Origin of the sequence: Streptomyces sp. CB02009, from assembly GCF_001905825.1 — a bacterium.
GTDB lineage: Bacteria > Actinomycetota > Actinomycetes > Streptomycetales > Streptomycetaceae > Streptomyces.
Window position 1 is genome coordinate 1 of the sequence record NZ_LIVV01000005.1, and the last position, 23,129, is coordinate 23,129.

The following is a 23,129-nucleotide window of genomic DNA, read 5'->3' on the forward strand; positions in this document are numbered from 1 at the left end:
ACGACCTGCTTCTCCTCGGCGAAGTGGCACGCCGAGAGGTGGGCGGCCGGGGTGTCCAGGCCGTTGAAGCGCGTCGGGATCGCCAGCAGCGGCGTCTCCTGCGAGCACCTCTCCTGCGCCTTCCAGCAACGGGTGCGGAAGCTGCAGCCCGACGGCGGGTTCGCCGGCGAGGGGACGTCACCGGTCAGGATGATCCGCTCGCGGTGCGCGCGGGCCTCCGGGTCCGGCACCGGCACCGCGGAGAGCAGCGCCTGGGTGTAGGGGTGCGTCGGGTGCTCGTAGATCTGCTCGTCCGTACCGATCTCGGCCATCTTGCCGAGGTACATGACGCCGACGCGGTCCGAGATGTGCCGGACGATCGACAGGTCGTGCGCGATGAAGAGGTAGGAGAGGTTGAACTCGTCCTGGAGCTTCCCCATCAGGTTGATGACCTGCGCCTGGACGGAGACGTCCAGGGCCGAGACCGGCTCGTCGCAGATGATGATCTCCGGGTTGAGCGCGAGGCCGCGGGCGATGCCGATGCGCTGGCGCTGACCGCCGGAGAACTGGTGCGGGTACCGGTTGATGTACTCCGGGTTCAGACCGACGACGTCGAGCAGCTCCTGCACCTTGCGGCGCCGGTCGCCCTTCGGGGCCACCTCGGGGTGGATGTCGAAGGGCTCGCCGATGATGTCGCCGACCGTCATGCGCGGGTTCAGCGAGGTGTACGGGTCCTGGAACACCATCTGGATGTTGCGGCGCACGGCCTTCAGCGCGCGGCCGCCCAGCTTGGTGATGTCCTGGCCCTTGTAGAAGACCTCGCCGGCGGTGGCCCGCTCCAGGTTCATCAGGAGCTTGGCGACCGTGGACTTGCCACAGCCGGACTCGCCCACGATGCCGAGGGTCTCGCCCTGGTAGAGGTCGAAGGAGACCCCGTCCACGGCCTTGACCGCGCCGACCTGCTTCTTGAAGACGATGCCCTGCGTCAGCGGGAAGTGCTTCTTCAGGTTGCGCACCTGGAGGATCGGCTCGCCGCGGCCCACGGGGGCCTCGACGGCGGCGGCCACGGCCTCGTCGTTCTTGCTGAGGTCAGCCATGGATCGTCTCCTTCCAGAAGTGGCAGGCGCTCGTACGGCCCGGGAGATCCGCGCCGTCCTGCTCGGTGACCGGCACGAGGGCCGGGATCTCCGTACGGCAGATGTCGTCGGCCTTGGGGCAGCGCGGGTTGAAGGCGCAGCCGGTGGGCACCCGGAGCAGGTTGGGCGGGAGGCCCTTGATCGCGTAGAGCTCCTGGCCCTTCTGGTCCAGGCGCGGGATCGACTCCAGGAGACCCTTGGTGTAGGGGTGGGCCGGGCGCTTGTAGAGCTCGTGCACCGGCGCCTGCTCGACGATCCGGCCGGCGTACATCACGGCGATCTTGTCCGCGACGTCGGCGACGACGCCGAGGTCGTGGGTGATCAGGATCAGGCCCATGTTGTATTCCTGCTGGAGCTCCGCGAGGAGGTCCATGACCTGGGCCTGGACGGTCACGTCGAGAGCCGTGGTGGGCTCGTCGGCGATGATCAGGTCCGGCTCCAGGGCGAGCGCCATGGCGATCATGATGCGCTGGCGCATACCGCCGGAGAACTGGTGGGGGTAGTCGGTGACCCGCGCCTTGGCGGCGGGGATCTTGACCTTGTCCATCAGCTCGACGGCCTTGACCGTGGCGTCCTTCTTGGACAGCCCCTGGTGCACCCGGAACATCTCGCCGAGCTGGTAGCCGACGCTGAGGACCGGGTTGAGGGAGGACAGCGCGTCCTGGAAGATCATCGCGATCTTCCGGCCGCGGATCTTCCGGCGCTCCTCCTCGGCCATCTTCAGCATGTCCTGGCCGCGGAAGAGGATCTCGCCCTGCGGGATCTTGCCGGGCGGCATGTCGAGGATGCCCATGATGGCCTGGGCCGTGACGGACTTGCCGGAGCCGGACTCGCCGAGGACGGCGAGGGTCTCGCCGGCGTTCACCGAGTAGTTGACACCGTTGACCGCCTTGGCCACACCGTCACGGGTGTGGAACTCGACGTGCAGGTCACGGACTTCGAGCAGCGGGCCGGTGTGGCCGGCGCCGTCGCGGGGCGACGGGACCGTCGCGGTGTTGTCGATGATGGTCACCTTTACGCCCTCCTAGCGCAGCTTGGGGTCGAGGGCGTTGCGGACGGCTTCGCCGAGCATGATGAACGCCAGAACGGTGATGCTGAGCATGATCGAGGGCCACAGCAGGATGTGCTGCGCGACTCGGATCTGGTCGACACCGGTGGAGATGTCCACGCCCCACGAGACGGTCGGGGCGGCGAGGCCCAGACCCAGGTAGGACAGGGTGGCCTCGGCCGAGATGTAGCCGCCGAGCGCGATGGTCGCGACGACGATCACGGGGGCCATGGCGTTCGGCAGGATGTGCCGGAAGAGGATCCGGCCGGTGCCGGCGCCGAGGGCCTTCGCCGCGTGGACGTAGTCGGCGTGCTTGACCGTGATCACGGCGCCGCGCATGACGCGGGCCATCTGGGTCCAGCCGAGGAACGCGAGGGCGAAGACGACCACCCAGACCGTGCGCTCGACGAAGGACTGCAGGACGACCATGGCACCGAGCAGGAACGGGATGCCGAAGAAGATGTCCGTCAGACGCGAGAGCAGGGCGTCGATCCAGCCGCCGAAGTAGCCGGCGAGCATGCCCATCACACCGCCGACGAGCGTGACGATCGCGGTGACGGTCACACCGACGATGATCGAGGCACGGGTGCCGTAGATCAGTCGGGCGTAGACGGAGCGGCCCTGGCCGTCGTAGCCGAGCCAGCCCTCGGAGCCGATGCTGCCGAGCTCCGGCTTGCCGAGGAAGTGCTTCACGAGGTCGCCCTTGGTGGGCGACGCGCTCGTGAAGAGGCTCGGCCAGGCGGCCACGAGGAGCAGGAAGAAGATCAGCACCGACGCCACGAGGAAGTACGGGTTGCGGCGCAGGTCGACCCAGGCGTCGCCCCAGAGGCTGCGGGCCTTCTCCTGCTTCGCCGGAGGAGTCACGTCGGCGGGAAGCGCGACGGCGTCCTCGACGGCGGTCGCGGTCTTGGTCACGTCAGGCATACCGGATCCTCGGGTCCAGGACCGCGTACAGCAGGTCGATGAGCAGGCTGGTGACCAGGTAGATGATCACCAGGATGGTGACGAGGCCGACCAGGGTCGACCCTTCACGCCGGGTGATCGACTCGGCGATGAGGCCACCGACGCCCTTGATGTTGAAGATGCGCTCGGTGACGACCGCGCCGCCCATGAGGGCGCCGATGTCGGTGCCGAGGAAGGTGACCACGGGGATCATCGAGTTGCGCATCAGGTGCACGCCGATGACGCGACGGCGGGGCAGACCCTTGGCGACGGCCGTACGCATGTAGTCGGCGCGCAGGTTCTCCGCCATGGAGGTCCGGGTGAGCCGGGCGACGTAGGCGAGTGAGAGACCGCCGAGCACGATGGCCGGCGCGATCATCTCGGACACCAACTGGTCGTTGCTGACGTTCGGTTCGATCCAGCCGAGCTCGAAGGCGAACACCATCTTGATGATGAAGCCGAGGACGAAGACCGGGATCGAGATGATCAGCAGCGTGAAGATCAGGATCGCGTTGTCGGCGAGACGGCCGGCCTTGAGACCGGCGATGATGCCGAGGCCGATGCCGAAGACCAGCTCGAACGCGAACGCCAGAGCGGCGAGCTGCAGAGTGACGGGGAACGCCTCACCCAGGACCTCGGTGATCGGGCGCCCGTTGCGGATCTGGGTCCCGAAGTCGAAGTGCAGGATGATGTCGGTCATGTAGTTCCAGTACTGCTGCCAGAGCGGCAGATCCAGTCCCAGATCGTGTCTGATCCTCGCGAGGGTCGCGGGGTCTGCGCCCTTGTCCCCGAACATACCCGCCACGGGGTCGCCGGGCAGGCTGTAGACCATGAGGAAGATCAGCAGGGTGGTCCCGAGGAAAACCGGGATCATCTGGAGCAGTCGTCGTGCGACATAGCGCCCCATCATGCCTCCGTTGAAATATGACAGCAGCAACCGACGGGCCCTCCCTCGGCAACCGCGCCCCGGAGCGGGTACGCGAATGTCGTGGAAGGGCCCCCCAGCCACATACGTAAGGCGCCGAACGCGGGGCTGACATCCCGTCAGCCCCGCATCGGCAGGCGGACTACGCTTGGGTGATTACTTCTTGACCTCGACGCCGGTCAGGATCGGGTCGCCGTCCTGGCCGTACGCCACGCCCGAAACCTTCTCGGAGTAGCCCGCGTTGACCTTGTAGTACCAGAGCGGGATCGACGGCATGTAGTTGACCAGGTCCTTCTCGATGGCCTGGAACTGCTTCACCGACTCGTCGAGGGTCGCAGCCGAGTCCGCCTTGGCGATCTTGGCGTCGAGCTCCTTGTTGGTGAAGTCACCCTGGTTGCCCGCCGCACCCGTACGGAACAGGTCCGAGATGAAGTTGGCGTTCACCGGGTAGTCGAGCACCCAGCCGGAGCGGTACAGGGACTTGACCTGCTTCGTCTTACGAGCGGTCAGGTCGGCCTGGAAGTCCGGCTTGCCGTCGCCGACGCACTGGACGTCGGTGGCCTGCTGGATGGAGTTGCAGACAGCGTCCACCCACTCCTTGTGGCCACCGTCGGCGTTGAACTGGATGGAGATCTTGTTGTTCGGGACGCCGCCGCCGGCCTTGATGAGCTCCTTGGCCTTCGCGGGGTCGAACTTGGTGACGCCGGCGCCACCGTCCTCCTGGAAGCCCAGGACGCCCTTGGCGACCCAGCCGGTCGCGGGCTCACGCGTACCCTGCAGCACCGTCTTGGTGATGGTGGCACGGTCGATCGCCATCGACAGACCCTGGATGACGCGCGGGTCGATCTGCTTCGGCTTCTTCCACTGGTCGGCGTAGAAGGCGACGGCGATGGTCTGGATCGCGGAGTACGGCTGGTCCACGGCGCGGTCGCCGAGGTCCTGGCGGTAGACCGGGAGGTCCTTGGGCGCGATCTGACGGAGCACGTCGACGTTGCCGGACTTCAGGTCCTCGTACGCGGCCTCGAGGGTGGTGTAGTTCTTGAAGACCACACCGCCGTTCTTCGCCTTGTTCGGGCCCTTGTAGCCGTCGAATCGAGTGATCTCGATCTTCTTCTTGTGGTCCCAGCTCTTGAACTTGTAGGGACCGTTGCCGACCGGCTTCTGGCCACCGGCGGCGGGGTCCTTGTAGAAGGACTCGGCCAGCGGGGCGAAGACGATGTAGGCGAGCTTGTGGCCGAAGTACGGAACGGCCTTGGTGAGCTCGATCTTGAAGGTGGTCTCGTCGACGACCGTCAGACCGTCCATCTTCTCGGCGGTGGGCTTGGCGCCCTCGGCCTCGGGGTGGACCTTGTCGTAGCCCTTGATGTCCGCGAACCAGGAGGACAGACCCTGGGCGTTCTTGACGTTGGCGTTCCAGTTCCACGCGTCCACGTAGGACTTGGAGGTCACCGGGGTGCCGTCGTGGAAGGTCCAGCCCGGCTTCAGCTTGACGGTCCACGTCTTCGAGTCCGTCGTGGTGACCGACTCGGCGTTGATCATCTCCAGGGAGCCGTCAGCCTTGTAGTCGACCAGGGTCGAGAACAGGCCGGCCATCACGGCGGAGCCGTTGGACTCCATCGTGTCACCGGTGAGCAGGGGCTTCTCAGGCTCGCCCAGCTCGATGGAGAAGATTCCGTTCGGGTCAACAGCGCCCTTGGCGTCGCCGCTGTCGCTCTTACCCCCGCCACAGGCGGTCGCAGCAAGGGCAACGATGATCGCGCCCGTTACCCACTTGGCGCTCTTGGCACCGCGCATGGGTTCCTCCTCATGAGTCCACTTTTGTCACTACAAGAGGGGCACTCCGAGTTCTGCCGACACCCCTGACGGCATTGCACTCAAGTGCCCCGAGTGTGCTCGTGAGTCGGCACTCCCCACAGTGCGTGACCCATTGACCCGAGCTCAATGGAGCCAACTATTAAGTACGTCCGGGCTGTAAACCACACTTAAGTGGTCTCGTTTTGACAACATCACCACACCCCCGGATACCGAAATCCGGACAAACTGAGCACAGACAGACACCCCCGAAACGGACCGTTAACACACGTACCGGAGAGCGATGGCCGATATGCGGACACCGGCCCTCTGAAATGAAGTTGACGGAAGTTGACGAAAAGCCCGGACTCCCACAGTCCCTGCGGGGGGTCCGGGCTCCTGTGCCGATGCCCTGGAGAACCGAAAGAGGGGTAGATCACAGGATCGTGATCTACCCCACTGTCATCGGCCGCATGCGGCCCAGCTCAGCCGTTATTCGGCCGGCTCGACCGTTCTGTTTTCAGCCAGTTCGGTGATGCCGCCGCTCCGGCCGCACCACCGCTCCAGCCGTGCCTGTGGCTGCGCTCAGCCGTTCTTGGCGCGGGAGGACGCGCGGCCACGCGCGTTCTGGTCGAGGATCACCTTGCGGATGCGGACCGCCTCCGGGGTGACCTCGACGCACTCGTCGTCGCGGCAGAACTCCAGGGACTGCTCCAGGGAGAGCTTCCGCGGCGGGACGATCGCCTCGAAGGAGTCGGCCGAGGAGGAGCGCATGTTGGTGAGCTTCTTCTCCTTGGTGATGTTCACGTCCATGTCGTCGGAGCGCGAGTTCTCGCCGACGATCATGCCCTCGTACACCTCGGTGCCGGGGTCGGTGAACAGGACACCGCGCTCCTGGAGGTTCGTCATCGCGAAGGCGGTGACGGCACCGGCGCGGTCGGCGACCAGCGAGCCGTTGTTACGGGTCGTCAGCGTGCCGAACCACGGCTCGTGGCCCTCGTGGATCGAGTGGGCGATGCCCGTACCGCGGGTGTTGGTGAGGAACTCCGTACGGAAGCCGATGAGGCCACGGGACGGAACGACGAACTCCATGCGGACCCAGCCGGAGCCGTGGTTCGACATGTTGTCCATGCGGCCCTTGCGGACACCCATGAGCTGCGTGACCGCGCCCATGTGCTCCTCGGGAACGTCGACCGTGAGGCGCTCGACGGGCTCGTGCGTCTTGCCGTCGACCTCCTTGGTGACGACCTGCGGCTTGCCGATGGTCAGCTCGAAGCCCTCGCGGCGCATCTGCTCGACCAGGATGGCGAGCGCGAGCTCACCGCGGCCCTGGACCTCCCAGGCGTCCGGGCGCTCGGTGTCGAGCACGCGGAGCGAGACGTTACCGATCAGCTCGCGGTCGAGGCGGTCCTTGACCTGGCGGGCGGTGACCTTGCGCTGCTTGACCGCGGACTTGGCGTCCGCGCCCTTGCCCGTGCCACCGCGGCCGACGAGCGGCGAGGTGTTGGTGCCGATGGTCATGGAGATGGCCGGCTGGTCGACCGTGATCAGCGGAAGCGCGATCGGGTTCTCCGGGTCGGCCAGGGTCTCGCCGATCATGATGTCGGGGATACCGGCGACGGCGCAGATGTCACCGGGGCCCGCGACCTCGGCCGGCTTGCGGGTGAGCGCCTCGGTCATCATCAGCTCGGTGATGCGGACGTTGGAGATCGTGCCGTCGCGCTTGATCCACGCGACCGTCTGGCCCTTGCGCAGCTCGCCCTGCTCGACGCGGAGGAGCGCGATACGGCCGAGGAAGTTGTCGGCGTCCAGGTTGGTGACGTGGGCCTGGAGCGGCGCCTCCTCGTCGTACACCGGGGCCGGGACGTGCTCCAGGATGGCGGAGAAGAACGGCTCCAGGTTGTCGCTGTCCGCGGGAACGGTGCCGTTCTCCGGCTTGGTCAGCGAGGCGACGCCGTCACGGCCGCAGGCGTAGACGATCGGGAACTCGATCTGGTCCTCGTCCGCGTCCAGGTCGAGGAAGAGGTCGTAGGTCTCGTTGACGACCTCGTCGATCCGGGAGTCCGGGCGGTCCGTCTTGTTGATGCAGAGGATGACGGGCTTGCGCTGCTGGAGAGCCTTGCGCAGCACGAAGCGGGTCTGCGGGAGCGGACCCTCGGAGGCGTCCACGAGGAGGACGACCGCGTCCACCATCGACAGACCGCGCTCGACCTCGCCACCGAAGTCGGCGTGGCCGGGGGTGTCGATGATGTTGATCGTGATCGGGGCCCCGCCGTCCTTGGGGTGATACTTCACCGCCGTGTTCTTGGCGAGGATCGTGATGCCCTTCTCACGCTCCAGGTCGTTCGAGTCCATCATGCGGTCGTCGAGCTGCTGGTGGGCGGCGAAGGCACCGGCCTGCTTGAGCATGGCGTCGACGATGGTCGTCTTGCCATGGTCGACGTGGGCGACGATGGCGACGTTACGGATGTCGTGGCGCGTGGGCATGGGTGCTTGCGCTTCTCTCGGATCGTGGGATGCGGCGTCAGTTCCTCGTACGCCCGCCGGGCGGACGCGCCACGGCTATGTCCATGGTACGGGGCTGCCGCGCAAGGGGCTTCCCCGGCCAAGATCCGAGAAGTTGTCCTACGAGGGGGCAAGGGTGTGGGGGAGGTCGTGAGGAGGTCGTGCGACCGGGTCAAAGGGCCGACGCGATCCTGCCCGCCGGGATCACCGGCGGGCAAGGAAATTGAGCTGGTTCTGAGGTTGTGACCTGCGGTTTCAGGGCTTTCAGGAACTTTCCGCGCGTTCGGTGCCCCGGTGGGGCGGTCCGGTCGCCTCAGGGGGTGCGCTCGGCGCCCTTGGACGTCTCCTTCTTCTTGAAGCCGATGTCCTGGTAGCGCGGACCGGCCAGGCCCCAGGCGCCGGCGTTCACCACATCCGCCCTGGCGGCGACCAGCTGCGGGCGCTGGTAGAGGGGAATGGAGCCGGCCGCGGCCCAGATCCGGGCGTCGGCCTGGCGCACCAGCTCCCGGGCCTCCTCCTCGTCGAGGGTCCCCGCCGCCTGGTCGAAGAGCTGGTCGATGCGGTCGGTGCCGACCCGCGAGTAGTTCTGCTCGACCAGGAGGGAGCCGTCCGAGGCGGGCTCGGGCTTGGCGAAGATCGGCCGGGCGTCGGTCGCGGGGAAGGCGGTGGCGGGCCAGGAGTAGAGGGCCAGGTCGTAGTCGCCCGAGGCCACGTGGTCCTTGAAGAAGCTGTCGTCGGAGACCTTGGCGACCTCGGTGCGGATGCCGACCGCGTCGAGCATCCGGACGATGCGGTCGCCGACCGCCCGCAGCGCCTCGGAGCCGGGGCCGGACGGCAGGACGAAGCGGAGGCTGAGCGCCTTGCCGTCCTTGCCGAGCGCCTTGCCCGCCTCGGGCGCCGTCACGGGGGCGGCGGTGCCGCGCGGGGCGTAGGCCCCCGCGACGCCCTTGTCCGTACGGGCGACCGTCTGGGCCGCGTGGGCGCCGGTCCCGGTGTCGAGCGCCTCGGCACGGGCGAGGAGCGCGGCGCTCTGGCGTGCGGCCGCGGCGGCCGGGGCGAGGATCTCGGTGCCGCTCTCGGGGCCGGCGGCGCCGATGGCGGGGGCGGCCGGCCGCCCTGCCGGCTTGTCGTCGCCGACGATGTAGAGGCCCTCGTCGGACGCGGTGTCCTCGGCCTGCTTCTTGGCGTCGGTGGCGGCCGAGTCCTTGGCGGCGTCCTTCTTCGCGCCCTCCTTGTCGGCACCCTCCGTCGTGGCGCCGTCCTTCTTCGCGCCCTCTGACTTGGCGCCGTCCTCGCCGGCCTTCTCCTTCTCATCGGCCTTCTCGCCGGTCTTCTCGCCGGCCTTCTTCTCCGCGGCCTTCTTCTCCGCCTCGCTGCCCGCCTTGGTGCCCGCCTCCACGGGCTTCCTGACCGCGCCGCCGGGGACCCAGCCCGCGTCGGCGAGGAGAGCCCGCGCCTCCGCGGTGTCCTGGCTGCCGAGGGCGTCGCTGCTGTCCGCGTACGCGGCCTGGCCGGCGAGGGCCAGGTGGCTGCCGGGAGGATCCGCCGGGAGACCGAGCGGCTTGAGTACGGATTCGGCCAGTTCCCGGCGGTTGATCGCGCGGGCCACCGCGCGCCGTACCCGCTCGTCGGCGAGCGGCCCGGACTCGCCGTTCAGCGAGAGCTGGGTGTAGGCGGGCTCCAGGGACTTGCGGACGACGTACTTCGCCAGGGTGTCCTGGGCGGTCGCGTACGCGGCGATGGCCTTCTGGTTCTTCTCGCGGGCGGCCTGGACCTCCTCCGCCTTCTCCTCGTCGGAGCCGTGGGCCAGCGCCCAGGACTTGAGGGCCTTGGAGGGGGTGATCGAGGCGCCGGGACCGTGGGCGAGGGCGGCCTGGGCGCCGTTGCGTCCGGCGCGGGCGTCGCGCAGGGCGAGCGAGATGCGTTCGGCGGTGGACCGGTCGATCTCGGCCAGGTCGAGGGTGCCCGCGGCGAGGGCGTCCGCCCGGTCGGCACGGGCGACGGCCGTGAGGACCATGCTGTCGAGCTTGGCGGGCTGTCCCCACCAGCGGGGGTTGCGGGCGAGGGTGACATCGCCGTTCTTGCGGTCGATCGCCTTCAGCAGGAACGGTCCTGCGGTGGCCTTGAGGGTGGTGCGGGCCCCGTCGTTGAAGGCGTCCGGGGAGCCCATCACCTGCTTCGGGTAGAGCGGGGTGAAGAGGGACTGCCAGTCGGCGTAGGGCTTGGAGAAGGTGACCCGTACCTCCAGGTCGTTCTTGCCCCGCTCGATCTTCTCGATCCGCTCGTAGCCGGAGTTCCGCGCGGTCCAGTACGCGGTGTCGCGGCCGCTCAGCGCCCGCCACTGGGCGACGAAGTCGGCCGCCCCGATCTCGCGTCCGTCGCTCCACACCGCCTGCTGGTTGAGCTTGTAGAGGACGACCTGCTTGGGCTCCGTCTCGGCGACCTGCGCGGACTCCAGGTAGTCGGGGTTGCGCTGCGGCCGGCCCCGCTCGTCGATCGTGTAGAGGGAGGGGAGCACGGCCCCGGCGATCCGGGACGTGGTGCCGTCGGCGTCGGCCTGGAAGGTGTTGAGGGTGGTGGGGAGCGCGTCGACGGCCCAGCGCAGGGTGCCTCCGTCGGCGACCTTGTCGCGGGCGGCGGGCGCGTTGTCCTGGGCCGCGGCCCGGGCCTCGTCGGCCTCGTCGGAGCTGCATCCGGCGAGGACGGTGACGGCGAGGACGGCACTGGTGAGGGTGGCGACGGAGCGGAGCGTGCGGGAGCGGGGGCTCCTGGAGCATGTCCTCCCGCGAGGGGCGCCGATCTGGGACATGACTTGTACCCCTTCGTCCAGATTCATTCCATTTGGAGATGATCACACCTATTGCTCATCCACTGAAAAGGACGGAACAGATCCGGCCACGGCGACACGGCGACACGGCCGGAAAACCCCACTCGTGCGGCCCAACCGCCGACGAAGGAGCGCTCCCGGCGCCCGGAATCCCGTGCACGTGGCTTCCCAAGCGGGAGGTGACGCGCGACACTCCTGCCGAAGCCGCTCGCGGAAGTGAGGGCACCCATGTCCGTTCAGGACGACCCGGCAGCCGTCGAGCGCTGCCCCGAAGACCCGGAGAGCACCCCCGACGCCCCGTACGACAGAGGGCTGCGGACGGACACGGACGACGGGGGGCCGGAAGCACGCGACCGCCACGCGCCGTAGGGCGACAAGCGGTGCAAGACGCCACGCGCCGTAGGGCGACAAGCGGTGGAAGACGCCACCCGCCGCTGGACGCCTCGCACCGCTGGACCCCAAGCCTCGTAAGACGCCCCGCCTCTGGACGCCACGCACCGCAGGACGCACCGGCTACCGACCGTAGGAGGGCCCGTTGGCCACAGGTACGGAACCGCCCGGATCCGCCACGGGGGTGCGCTCCCCGGGGCGCGCCTCCCTCGCCGCCCGGCATCTGCGCACCGACCGCTGGTGGCTCTCCCCCGCCGCGACGGCCGCCGGACTGCTCGCCTTCGTCGCCTACTCGACCTGGCGGGCCTTCGCCGACGCCGACTACTACGCCGCCCCCTACGTCTCGCCGTTCTACTCGCCCTGCCTGGCGGAGAACTGCGTCCCCATGAAGGGCGGACCGAACTGGGAGGTCTTCGGAAGCTGGTGGGGACTCTCTCCCGCCCTGCTGATCCTGGTCTTCCCCCTGGGCTTCCGGCTGACCTGCTACTACTACCGGAAGGCGTACTACCGGGGCTTCTGGGCCTCTCCCCCGGCCTGCGCGGTCGCCGAGCCCCACGCGTCGTACACCGGCGAGACCCGCTTCCCGCTGCTCCTGCAGAACCTCCACCGGTACTTCTTCTACGCGGCGCTGCCGGTGGCCGGAATCCTCAGCTACGACACGGTGCTCACCTTCCGGAACGCCGACTACGCCTGGGGCCACGCCGGGCTCGGAACGCTCCTCTTCCTCGTCAACATCGCCCTCATCTGGGCGTACACCCTCTCCTGCCACTCCTGCCGGCACATCGTCGGCGGACGGCTCAAGCACTTCTCGAAGCATCCGGTCCGCTACCGGCTGTGGACCTGGGTCGGCCGGCTGAACACCCGTCACATGCTGCTCGCCTGGTCCTCCCTGATCAGCGTCGCCCTCTGCGACCTGTACGTGTACCTGCTCGCCACCGGCACCTTCGACGACCCGAGGTTCTTCTGAGATGACGCACGTCGAGCGAGAGCAGTGGGACGTGGTCGTGGTCGGCGCGGGCGGCGCCGGGCTGCGGGCCGCGATCGAGGCACGCCGTGCGGGCGCCCGTACGGCGGTCGTCTGCAAATCCCTCTTCGGCAAGGCCCACACCGTGATGGCCGAGGGCGGGATTGCCGCGTCCATGGCCAACGTGCACCCGCAGGACGACTGGAAGACCCACTTCCGCGACACCATGCGCGGCGGGAAGTTCCTCAACCAGTGGCGGATGGCCGAGCTGCACGCCCAGGAGGCCCCCGAGCGGGTCTGGGAGCTGGAGGCCTGGGGCGCGCTCTTCGACCGCACCCCCGACGGCCGGATCTCGCAGCGCAACTTCGGCGGCCACGAGTACCCGCGGCTCGCGCACGTCGGCGACCGCACCGGCCTCGAACTGCTCCGCACCCTCCAGCAGCGGTCCGTCGCACTCCAGCAGGAGGACCACCGCGAGACCGGCGACCACGAGGGCCGGCTGAAGGTCTTCCAGGAGTTCACCGTCACCCGGATCCTCAAGGACGGCGAAGGACGGGTCTCCGGGGTCTTCTGCTACGAGCGGGAGAGCGGGCGCTTCCTCGTCCTCGAGGCCCCCGCGGTGGTCCTCGCGACCGGCGGCATCGGCAAGTCCTTCAAGGTGACCTCGAACTCCTGGGAGTACACCGGGGACGGCCACGCGCTCGCCCTGCTCGCGGGCGCCCCGCTGGTGAACATGGAGTTCGTGCAGTTCCACCCGACCGGCATGGTCTGGCCGCCGTCGGTGAAGGGCATCCTCGTCACCGAGTCCGTCCGCGGTGACGGCGGGGTCCTGCGGAACTCCGAGGGCCGGCGCTTCATGTTCGACTACGTCCCCGACGTCTTCAAGGAGAAGTACGCGGAGACCGAGGAGGAGGGCGACCGCTGGTACGAGGACCCCGACCGCAACCGGCGCCCGCCTGAGCTGCTGCCGCGCGACGAGGTGGCGCGGGCCATCAACTCCGAGGTCAAGGCGGGCCGCGGGTCCCCGCACGGCGGGGTGTTCCTGGACGTGTCGACCCGGATGCCGGCCGAGAGGATCAAGCGGCGGCTTCCCTCGATGTACCACCAGTTCAAGGAACTGGCCGATGTCGACATCACGGCGGAGGCCATGGAGGTGGGCCCCACCTGCCACTACGTGATGGGCGGGGTCAACGTCGACTCCGAGACGGCGGCGACGGTGGGGGTGCCCGGGCTGTTCGCGGCCGGCGAGGTCGCCGGCGGCATGCACGGCTCCAACCGGCTCGGCGGCAACTCCCTCTCCGACCTGCTGGTCTTCGGCCGGCGGGCGGGCCTGTACGCGGCGCAGTACGCGCTGTCGGGGGCCGGCGGCGGCATCGTGGCGGCGGAGGTCGGGGCCGCGGCGGCGGAGGCGCTGGCTCCGTTCGGTCCCCCCGAGGGGCACGCCCCGGAGAACCCGTACACCCTCCACCAGGAACTGCAGCAGACCATGAACGACCTCGTCGGGATCATCCGGCGGGAGGGCGAGATGGCCGAGGCGCTGGAACGCATCGCCGCCCTGCGGGCACGGGCCCGGCACGTCTCCGTCGAGGGCCACCGGCAGTTCAACCCCGGCTGGCACCTCGCCCTCGACCTGCGGAACATGCTGCTCGTCGGCGAGTGCGTGGCCCGCGCCGCCCTGGAGCGCACCGAGTCGCGGGGCGGGCACACCCGCGAGGACTGTCCGGCGATGGACCGCGCCTGGCGCCCGGTGAACCTGCTGTGCCGTCTGGACGGCGACGGGATCGCCCTCGAAAGGACCTTCACGGAGCCCGTACGGCCCGATCTGCTCGCGCTGTTCGAGCAGGAGGAGCTGGCGAAGTACCTCGCCGAGGACGAACTGCCTGAGGGTCCGGAAGGTCCGGGAGGCCCGGAGGGGCCGGGAAGGGGACACGGCGCATGAGCTCCTACGACGCGCGGTTCCGGGTGTGGCGGGGAGACGCCGACGGCGGCGAACTGACCGACTACACGGTGGAGGTCCACGACGGCGAGGTCGTCCTTGACGTGGTGCACCGCCTGCAGGCCACCCGGACACCGGATCTCGCGGTGCGGTGGAACTGCAAGGCGGGCAAGTGCGGCTCGTGCTCGGCCGAGATCAACGGCAGGCCGCGGCTGCTCTGCATGACCCGGATGTCGGTGTTCGCCCGGGACGAGGTGATCACCGTGACCCCGATGCGCGCCTTCCCCGTCGTACGCGACCTGGTCACGGACGTGTCCTTCAACTACGCGAAGGCCCGCGAGATCCCGGCCTTCGTGCCGCCCGCGGGCCTGGCACCCGGCGACTATCGGATGCGGCAGGAGGACGTGGAGCGCTCGCAGGAGTTCAGGAAGTGCATCGAGTGCTTCCTGTGCCAGGACACCTGCCATGTGGTGCGCGACCACGAGGAGAACAAGGAGGCCTTCGCCGGGCCCCGGTTCCTCATGCGGGTCGCGGAGCTCGACATGCACCCGCTGGACGCCGCCGAGGAGGCCGGGCTCGACCGGCGCCGGACGGCACAGGACGAGCACGGACTCGGCTACTGCAACATCACCAAGTGCTGTACGGAGGTGTGCCCGGAGTCCATCCGCATCACCGACAACGCGCTGATCCCGATGAAGGAGCGGGTCGTGGACCGGAAGTACGACCCGCTGGTGTGGCTGGGCGCCACGATCAGGCGGCGGCGGACGCCATAGGGCCCGCGGCGGGGCCGCGCGGGGTCAGTGCCAGCCGGCGCGGTAGGCCGCCCAGTCGCCCTCCTCCGCGGCGAAGTCGACGTACAGCGCGACACCGAACCGCGCCCGGTCGGGGTCGGTGCGCCCGAGGCCGAGTCTGACACCTCGGACGGCGGCCTCGACGGTCTCCGCGTTCTCGTGGTGGCCGAGGTCGTCCTCGTGGAAGAAGGGGAGCCCCATCAGGAGGTCCGTCGACTCGGGGGTCACTTCGAGGGCGAGGCTGGTCTGCTGGGCGACGTACCCGCCGTACAGGCCCTCCAGCGGCATCCAGGTGTCGTACGACATGACGGCGATCTGGTCCACGCGCCGGGCGACCTGGCCGAAGAACTCCTGCGACCACCACTTCTCCTTGCCCGTGAGCACGCTGTTGGCCGCGTGCAGGCCGGGAAGGGGGTCGATCTGGTGGGCGGCGATCGAGAGCTGGGCCTTCCGGGGCCGGGTGACCTCTCCGAGGTCGTCGAGGAGGGAGAGGTAGTCGGCGTCGCCGGAGAGCAGCGGCTCCAGGTCGAAGTGGACCCCGTCGAAGCCGACGTCCAGGATCTGCCGGGCCGAGGTCACCACGGCGGCGCGGGTCCCGGCCCTGTCGAGGTGCAGTCCGTCGGGTCCGCCGTTGGCCAGGACGTCACCGAGCCAGGCCTGCACCCGTATCCCGGGCATCGTGCGGTGCACGGCGTCGACGAACCACTTCGCGCGCGGGTACGCGGCGGCGGGCAGGGTGCCGTCGTGCTCCAGGGGCCCGGCGTGGACGTACAGGTCGCGTATGCCCGTGTCCTTGATCCGGGCGGCGAACGCGGCGAGGTCGGCGTCCTTCTTCCGCCCGTCGACCCAGGCGTGGCCGAGCCAGACGGCGTCCTTGTCCCGGGTCTTCGCGTCGTCCCTGAGGTCGCCCGCGTAGTTGACGCGCAGGGCGAGCGCGCCGAACAGGGGAGGCACCACGAGAACGAGGACGAGGCCGAGCACGAACCAGCGCCCCCGACGCCACATTCTCCTCAGTCGTCCGCCCACCCGAGCCCCCTCGTGCCGTCGTGTCACGTGTCCCACCGCTCCTCACGGTAGCGGCGGCTACCGACAGTGACGCAGGCCTGTGGAGAATGGTTTCCGCGGGGCTGCGGGGGCACTCCGACCGCAGGCCGTCCGGTCGCGGGCCGACATACGCGGACATAACCTCCCCTTTGTGACGCGAACAGCCACCCGAACCCTTCTCGCGGTACTGGTGGCGGCGTGGTGGCTCCTCGTGCCCGCCGTTCACGGTGCCCGTGCCGACGACCCCGTCGCCCTGTCCCGGGACGGGCAGATCACCGACCGGGTGGACGCGCTGGGCGACCGCCGCGCCTCCGTGGTCCAGGCCCTCGACCGGCTCTACGACGACCGGCGGATCCAGCTCTTCGTCGTCTACGTACGGGACTTCTCCGGCCGCACGGGCCAGGCCTGGGCCGACGCCACGGCCGAGCGCAACGGCCTCGGGGTCGACGACGTGCTGCTCGCCGTCGCCACCCACGACCGTCTGTACGGCTACTCCGCCGACCCGGACGCCCGCCTCACCCAGGGCCAGCTCGACACCGTGGCCCGGACCGCGATCGAACCGGCCCTGCGGCAGAACGACTGGGCGGGCGCCGCGATCGGAGCGGCCGACGGCTACTCCGCCGTCCTCGCCGGGCAGCCCGTCCCCACCCCGGCCCTCACCCCCGGCCCCGCCGACCCCGGCGGCGCGGTCGACGACGGCACCTCGGCGACCGACCTGGTGCTGCCGGTGGTCCTGGTCGGCGGCGCCGGCGCCGTGGCGGCCTACGCGTTCACCAAGCGGCGCCGGCGGACCGAGACCCGCACCACACCCCAGGGCGGGCAGGGCTGGGGCCCGCCGAAGGCGCCCGCGCCGCCGTCCCTCGACGAGCTCGACGGGCAGGCCCGGCAGACGCTGGTCGCCACCGACGACGCCCTCCGTACCAGCCAGGAGGAACTCGGATTCGCGACCGCCCAGTTCGGCGACGAGGCCGTACGCCCCTTCACCGAGGCGGTCGCCTTCGCCGAGGAGCAGCTCACGGCCTCCTTCCGGCTGCGGCAGAAGCTCGACGACGCGTTCCCCGAGGACGACGCGACCCGGCGGGCCATGCTGGAGGAGATCCTGCGGCGCTGCGCGGAGGCCGACGCCCGGCTCGACGCCGAGAGCGAGGACTTCGACCGGCTGCGGGCCCTGGAGCGGACCGCGCCCGAGGCGCTGGCCGCCGTCGAGGCCGCCGTCCGGGAGCAGACCGGAAGGATGGGCACGGCCGAGGCGGCCCTGACCGCGATGCGGCAGCGGTACGCCGAGACGGCCGCCGCCCCCGTCGCCGGCGATGTCGAACAGGCCAAGGACCGGCTGGTCTTCGCGAGGACCCACATCGACCAGGCCGGCCGGCAGATCGACGGCGGGGACAACGGCGGGGCCGCCGTCCACATCCGGGCGGCCGAGGGGGCCGTGGACCAGACGGCCCGGCTGGTCGACGCGGTGGACCGGCGGGCGCAGGAACTGGCGGAGGCGGTCGGCAAGCTGCCGGGGGCCCTGGCGGAGACGGACGCCGACCTGGCGGAGGCCCGGGGGCTGCTGCAGGGGACCACCGAGGGGTCGACGGCCGACCTCCGGGGCCGGATCGCCCGCGCGGAATCGGTGCTCGGCGAGGTGCGGCGGGTGATGGACGCCGGACGGTACGACCCGCTCGACTCCCTGCGCCGGGTGGAGGAGGCCGACGCGGTGCTCGACGAGGCGCTGGAGGGCGCGCGGGAGCGCGAGTCGGGCAGCCGGCGCGCCCGTGCGCTCCTCGACCAGGCGATGCTGACGGCCCGCTCGGCGATCGGGGCGGCCTCGGACTACGTGACCACCCACCGGGGCGCCGTGGGCAGCGAGGCCCGTACGCGGCTCGCCGAGGCCCAGCGGCGCTGGGAGAAGGCGCGGGCGCTCGCCGGGGCCGACGACCCGCAGGCGGCCCTCGCGGAGGCACAGCAGGCGGACTCGCTGGCCCGGCGGGCCCAGGACCTCGCCGAGCAGGACGTCCGGAGGTATGGGAACCCGAACGGCCCGGGCGGTGTATCAGGGGTAGGAGGGGGCGGTGGCGGCGGGCTCGGCGGTGCGGTGCTCGGCGGCATCATCCTCGGCGGACTGTTCGGCGGGGGAAGGGGAGGCGGACATGGGGGGTTCGGCGGAGGTTCGGGCGGGGGTCTCGGGGGCGGAGGTTTGGGCGGCGGGCCCGGCAGCTTCGGCGGCAGCGGCACGCGCGGCCGGCTGGGCGGCGGAGGCCGTTTCTGAGGGCGGCACGCCGCGCGTCCTCCCCCTTTCTGTCCCTCTCAAGGAGAAGTGCCATGAGCAAGCAGACCATCCTCGGCCGGGTCACCCAGCTGGCGAAGGCCAACATCAACGCGCTGCTGGACCAGGCGGAGGATCCGCAGAAGATGCTGGACCAGCTGATCCGCGACTACTCCGGCAACATCACGGAGGCGGAGGAGGCGGTGGCCGCGACCATCGGCAACCTCCGGCTGATGGAGCAGGACCACCAGGAGGACGTGGAGGCGGCGAAGGAGTGGGGCGGCAAGGCGCTGGCCGCCAGCCGGAAGGGCGACGAACTGCGGAGCGCCGGGCAGGTGACGGAGGCGGACCGATTCGACAATCTGGCGAAGGTGGCGCTCGGCCGTCAGCTCCAGTCGGAGAAGGAGGCGCGGACGGCGGAGCCGACGATCGCCGCGCAGACCGAGGTGGTGTCGAAGCTCAGGACGGGCCTCGATCAGATGAAGGCCAAGCTCGGCGAGTTGCAGGCGAAGCGCGACGAGCTGGTGGCCCGCGCCAAGTCGGCCCAGGCGCAGAACACGATGATGGACGCCGTGAAGAACATCGACGTACTCGACCCGACCAGCGAACTGAGCCGGTTCGAGGACAAGGTGCGCCGGGAGGAGGCGCGGGCGATGGGCAAGCAGGAGCTCGCCGCGTCCTCCCTGGACGCCCAGTTCGAGCAGCTGGACGCACTGGGCGACAGCGCCGAGATCGAGGCCCGGCTGGCGGCGCTCAAGGGCTGACCCGGTGGGTGGCCGGGGTCGCCCGCGCGGCCGGGGCCGGACGTCGGCCCGGCAGCGCGCCCGGGTGGCTGCGGCGGCTGTCAGAACATGCTGAGGAGCTGTTCCACCGTGGGTTCCGCCGAGCCCTCGCCGTCCGGCAGGGCCAGTTCGAACCAGACGGTCTTGCCGCGCGGGGTGCGGCGCGAGCCCCAGGAGGAGCTGAGCAGCCCGACCAGCTGGAGGCCCCGGCCGCCCTCGTCGGTGTCCTTGGCGCGGCGGCGCCGGGGCTGCACCAGGCCGGCGTCCCAGACCTCGCAGACGAGGGTGCGGTCGCGGAGCAGGCGCAGCCGGATCTCGCCCTCGCCGTAGCGCAGCGCGTTGGTGACGAGCTCGCTGACGAGGAGTTCGACGGTGTCGACGAGCGGTTCGAGGTCCCAGGCCTTGAGCTGGGTGCGGGCCAGTTCGCGGGCCCGGCCGACCGAGCTGGGTTCCCTGGGCAGCCGCCAGTCGCCGACGGCCTCGCTGGGCAGTCCCTGGATCCTGGCCATGAGGAGGGCGATGTCGTCCTCGCCGTGTCCGGTCTCCAGGCTGTTCAGGACCCGGTCGCAGACGTCCTCCAGCGGGCGGGCGGGGTCGGTGAGGGCACGGCGGAAGGCGCTCAGGCCCTCGTCGAGGGGGTGGTCGCGGGACTCGACGAGCCCGTCGGTGTAGAGGGCGAGGAGGGCTCCTTCGGGGAGTTCCACCTCGACCTCCTCGAAGGGTTCGCCGCCGACCCCGAGCGGCATCCCGGGGGGTACGTCGAGCAGCAGGGCTTCTTCGCCGGGTTCGACGAGCACCGGCGGGAGGTGTCCGGCGTTGGCGAAGGTGCAGCGGCGGGTGACCGGGTCGTAGACGGCGTAGACGCAGGTCGCGAGGTAGACCTCGGAGAGTTCGGGGCCGCGGGACTTGTGGCCGCGGGACTGCTGGGCGCCGATGGGGGCGCCGAGGCCGCGGGCGATCTCGTCGAGGTGGGAGAGGACTTCGGCCGGTTCCAGGTCGAGCTGGGCGAGGGTGCGGACGGCGGTCCGCAGTTCGCCCATGGCGACGGCGGCGCGCAGGCCGCGGCCCATGACGTCCCCGATGACGAGGGCGGTGCGGTGGCCGGGGAGTTCGATGACGTCGAACCAGTCGCCGCCGACCTCGGTGGCGGCGGTGCCGGGGAGGTAGCGGCAGGCGATGTCGAGGCCGGCCGCCTCGGGGTCGCCGGGCGGCAGCAGGCTGCGCTGGAGGATCAGGGCCCGCTCGTGCTCGCGGCGGTAGAGGCGGGCGTTGTCGATGCAGACCGCGGCGCGGGCGGCGAGCTCGACGGCGAGGGCCCGGTCGCGCTCCCCGAAGGACTCGCTGCCCTTGGTGCGGGAGAACTGGACGAGTCCGACGACGGTGTCGTGGGCGACCATCGGGACGACCAGGGTGGTCTGGACGAGTTCGCCGTCGGCACCGGGCACCGTGTGGAGGCGGCCGGTGCGCAGGGCTCCGGCGCAGGGCGAGTTGAAGGGGTAGCGGTGGACGGCTCCGACCTCGATCGGTTCGGGTCCGCAACAGCCGCTGCCCGCTCCGTGGATGTCGTCGGCTCTCCGGGGGGTGTCGGAGACGGCGCTGGCGAAGGCGACCCTGCGGAGTTCGGCGCTGCCCGCCCCGTAGCCGATGTCGTGGGAGCTGCCCCATCGGCCGGGCGGTGCCTCGTCGCCGGTGAGCAGGCCCTGGTAGAGGTCGACGGAGGCGAGGTCGCAGAAGCCGGGGACGGCGACGTCGAGCAGCTCGCGGGCGGTGGCCTCCAGGTCGAGGGAGTTGCCGATGCGGGCGCCGGCCTCGTTGAGGAGGGCGAGGTTGCGGCGGGCGCTGGCCGCTTCCCTGGCGGCGTTGTGGCGGCGCGTCACGTCGATGCCGAGGCCGGCGACGCCGATGGGGCGGCCGGATCCGCTGTGCACGCGGTAGAGGTTGATGGACCAGTGGCGGCGGTCCCGGGAGCCGGGCGCGGCGCCGACGATCTCGAAGTCGGTGACGGACTCGCCGGTCTCCAGGACGCCGCGGAGGGCCGCGGTCATCCGGTCGGCCTCGGGCAGGTTGAGGTAGTCGTGGACGGTGCGGCCCCGGTGGTCGTCGGCGGAGCCGCCGAAGACGGTCGCGAAGCGCCGGTTGGCCCGCTTCACGGTGAGGTCGGTGCCGAAGAGGAGAAAGCCGAAGGGGGATTGGCCGAATATCGCCTGGGAGGCGGCGAGGTCCGTCTCGATGCGGCGCAGGGCGCGGACGTCGACGACGATGCAGAGCGCGGCCCGCTCCCCGGTCTGGGTCTCGCTCGGCATGACGTACATCTCGGCGATGCCGTGGGGCCGGTCGTCGCCGGGGATCCGGAAGGGGACGAGGCCTGTCCACTCCTTGCCGTCGAGGATCTCCCGGACGCGTCGGTGACCGCGCTCGCGCTGGTCGGCGGGCATGAAGGCCTCGACGGGGTCCTTGCCCCTGGCCTCCTCCGCGGTCACCCCGAAGAGGTCCACGGCCCGTCGGCTCCACTGCTCGACGAGCCCGTCGGGCCCGATGGAGAAGGACGCCACCCGTATGTAGTCATAGATGGAGCCGGGCGGGCTGCTCTGCCACACGACGCCGCCACTCGCCTTCTCAGGTATCTCGCTCACGCGACCGTCCCCTCCAGCTCACCGCACCGGACCGGCCATGCCCGCAGTATTCAATACGGCAGGCCCCGACGGCACGACGTTCACGATCACAGGGTGGTCTCGTTCGCTTCGCGCCGAGTACCGGTGATCGTTGTCCCTCCCTGTTTACTCACCAGGGAGAGCCAGCTCGAACCATACGGTTTTGCCGGTACTTCCTTTACGGGTGCCCCAGCGGCGTGCGGAACAGGCCACGAGACCGAGTCCGCGGCCCCCTTCGTCCTCGGGTCCGGGGGCACGCGCGGTGGGGGGATCCGGAAGCGGATCGGAAACCTCCACGAGCAGGGCGGGCGGGTGGGCGGGGTCGCCGCCGTCGAGTCGGGGGCGGACGAGCCGCACGCCGATGGGTCCGGACGCGTACCGCAGGGAGTTGGTCACCAGCTCGCTGACCAGTAGGACGGTCACATCACCGAGGGCCGAGTCGAGGTCCCAGGCACGCAGCGTCGCACGCACGGCATGGCGAGCCGTGCGCACGGCGTTCGCCTCCGCCGGGAAGTTCCACTCGGCGCGGTCGCCGTCGGTGTCGATCACACCCGATCACTTCCCCAGCCGTGCGTCAGCAGGAAGGCCCACGTCCTCTTTCAACGGGTCAATCAGGACATACCCGGAATATGGGGCGGGATATCGCGCTGGGCGCAGCAGCGGGCGCACGGTGGCACGAACGGCGTAGAAAGTCAGCCGTGCGCTCCGGTGCCGGGCGTCCGCGGCAGCCTTCGGGCGGCCTCGGCGACGGCGGGGCGGTCCTGGTCGAGCCAGTCGACCGAGTCGAGCTCGGACCGGGTGAGCCAGCGCAGGGCGTCGTGGTCCTCCAGCGGGCGCGGCTCGCCCGAGAGCAGCCGGGCGGTCCAGACCCACAGGACGTATCCGGGCTTCAGCGGCCACTCGCCGGGGATGCGCTCGCCCGGTTCGACCTCGACGCCGAGTTCTTCGCGCAGTTCGCGGACGAGGGCCGCTTCGGGGCTCTCGCCCGGTTCGAGCTTGCCGCCGGGCAGTTCCCAGCGGCCGGCCAGTTCGACGGGGGCGCTGCGGCGCGCGGCGAGCAGCCGCCCCCGGTCGTACAGGGCTCCCGCGACGACGACCACGACGGGTTCGTGGGGCGCGGCGGGGTCGGTGGTGCGTTCGGTCATGGGCGCGAGCGTAGCCCGG

At 70.4% G+C, this 23,129-nt stretch carries 17 protein-coding genes; 6 read left to right on the top strand and 11 right to left on the bottom strand.

Features of this window, described 5'->3' with window-relative positions:
* The 7 genes from AMK27_RS19485 to AMK27_RS19515 all read right to left on the bottom strand — a co-directional run.
* Positions 1-1,076 (bottom strand): ABC transporter ATP-binding protein (locus tag AMK27_RS19485; protein ID WP_073909634.1); only part of this gene is annotated, 1,076 nt, incomplete at its 3' end.
* Complete coding sequence (locus AMK27_RS19490; protein ID WP_073909636.1) at positions 1,069-2,127, bottom strand: ABC transporter ATP-binding protein; 1,059 nt, start codon at positions 2,125-2,127, stop codon at positions 1,069-1,071. The genes AMK27_RS19485 and AMK27_RS19490, both read right to left, overlap by 8 nt.
* Positions 2,128-2,139: 12 nt before the next feature.
* Positions 2,140-3,087: an ABC transporter permease gene (locus AMK27_RS19495; protein WP_073909638.1), complete on the bottom strand. Its 948-nt coding sequence runs from the start codon at positions 3,085-3,087 to the stop codon at positions 2,140-2,142.
* The gene (locus AMK27_RS19500; protein ID WP_073909639.1) at positions 3,080-4,012 is read right to left on the bottom strand and encodes an ABC transporter permease; all 933 of its coding nucleotides are present in this window, start codon (positions 4,010-4,012) and stop codon (positions 3,080-3,082) included. The genes AMK27_RS19495 and AMK27_RS19500 overlap by 8 nt, the downstream gene beginning before the upstream one ends.
* Positions 4,013-4,186: 174 nt before the next feature.
* Positions 4,187-5,824 carry a peptide ABC transporter substrate-binding protein gene (locus AMK27_RS19505; RefSeq protein WP_073909642.1) on the bottom strand — a complete coding sequence of 546 codons (1,638 nt, stop codon included), beginning with the start codon at positions 5,822-5,824 and terminating at the stop codon, positions 4,187-4,189.
* A 582-nt stretch (positions 5,825-6,406) separates the two neighbouring features.
* Complete coding sequence (typA, locus tag AMK27_RS19510) at positions 6,407-8,308, bottom strand: translational GTPase TypA (protein WP_055641510.1); 1,902 nt, start codon at positions 8,306-8,308, stop codon at positions 6,407-6,409.
* A 331-nt stretch (positions 8,309-8,639) separates the two neighbouring features.
* Positions 8,640-11,135, bottom strand: a complete 2,496-nt coding sequence (locus AMK27_RS19515) for an ABC transporter family substrate-binding protein (protein ID WP_073909644.1) — start codon at positions 11,133-11,135, stop codon at positions 8,640-8,642.
* Positions 11,136-11,381: 246 nt separating this feature from the next.
* Here AMK27_RS19515 and AMK27_RS43065 point away from each other — a divergent pair, with 246 nt between their 5' ends.
* The 4 genes from AMK27_RS43065 to AMK27_RS19530 all read left to right on the top strand — a co-directional run bounded on the left by AMK27_RS43065 (position 11,382) and on the right by AMK27_RS19530 (position 15,216).
* The gene (locus tag AMK27_RS43065) at positions 11,382-11,522 is read left to right on the top strand and encodes a hypothetical protein (RefSeq protein WP_198955907.1); all 141 of its coding nucleotides are present in this window, start codon (positions 11,382-11,384) and stop codon (positions 11,520-11,522) included.
* 166 nt (positions 11,523-11,688) lie between these two features.
* Positions 11,689-12,510 (top strand): hypothetical protein, encoded by an 822-nt coding sequence (locus tag AMK27_RS19520; protein ID WP_073909646.1) that lies wholly within the window; start codon positions 11,689-11,691, stop codon positions 12,508-12,510.
* 1 nt (position 12,511) lies between these two features.
* The gene (locus AMK27_RS19525) at positions 12,512-14,446 is read left to right on the top strand and encodes a fumarate reductase/succinate dehydrogenase flavoprotein subunit (protein ID WP_073909650.1); all 1,935 of its coding nucleotides are present in this window, start codon (positions 12,512-12,514) and stop codon (positions 14,444-14,446) included.
* Complete coding sequence (locus AMK27_RS19530) at positions 14,443-15,216, top strand: succinate dehydrogenase/fumarate reductase iron-sulfur subunit (RefSeq protein WP_073909654.1); 774 nt, start codon at positions 14,443-14,445, stop codon at positions 15,214-15,216. Before AMK27_RS19525 ends, AMK27_RS19530 begins: the two co-directional genes overlap by 4 nt.
* 24 nt (positions 15,217-15,240) lie before the next feature.
* On the opposite strand, the gene AMK27_RS19535 is transcribed toward AMK27_RS19530, so the two are convergent.
* Entirely contained in the window at positions 15,241-16,296 is a 1,056-nt protein-coding gene (locus AMK27_RS19535) for a hypothetical protein (protein ID WP_445194859.1), read from the bottom strand.
* A 133-nt stretch (positions 16,297-16,429) separates the two neighbouring features.
* On the opposite strand from AMK27_RS19535, the gene AMK27_RS19540 reads away from it, so the two are divergent.
* Both AMK27_RS19540 and AMK27_RS19545 read left to right on the top strand, forming a co-directional pair.
* Positions 16,430-18,535 (top strand): TPM domain-containing protein, encoded by a 2,106-nt coding sequence (locus tag AMK27_RS19540; protein ID WP_073909658.1) that lies wholly within the window; start codon positions 16,430-16,432, stop codon positions 18,533-18,535.
* Between the two features lie 53 nt (positions 18,536-18,588).
* The gene (locus AMK27_RS19545; protein ID WP_073909661.1) at positions 18,589-19,296 is read left to right on the top strand and encodes a PspA/IM30 family protein; all 708 of its coding nucleotides are present in this window, start codon (positions 18,589-18,591) and stop codon (positions 19,294-19,296) included.
* Positions 19,297-19,376: 80 nt separating this feature from the next.
* Here the strand turns inward: AMK27_RS19545 and AMK27_RS19550 are convergent, their stop codons facing one another.
* The 3 genes from AMK27_RS19550 to AMK27_RS19560 form a co-directional block, all read right to left on the bottom strand.
* Positions 19,377-21,947, bottom strand: a complete 2,571-nt coding sequence (locus tag AMK27_RS19550) for a SpoIIE family protein phosphatase (protein ID WP_073909663.1) — start codon at positions 21,945-21,947, stop codon at positions 19,377-19,379.
* 144 nt (positions 21,948-22,091) lie between these two features.
* On the bottom strand, positions 22,092-22,514 hold the full coding sequence (locus AMK27_RS19555; RefSeq protein WP_073909666.1) for an ATP-binding protein: 423 nt from the start codon (positions 22,512-22,514) through the stop codon (positions 22,092-22,094).
* 143 nt (positions 22,515-22,657) lie between these two features.
* Positions 22,658-23,110: a (deoxy)nucleoside triphosphate pyrophosphohydrolase gene (locus tag AMK27_RS19560; protein ID WP_073909668.1), complete on the bottom strand. Its 453-nt coding sequence runs from the start codon at positions 23,108-23,110 to the stop codon at positions 22,658-22,660.
* Positions 23,111-23,129: the final 19 nt, after the last annotated feature.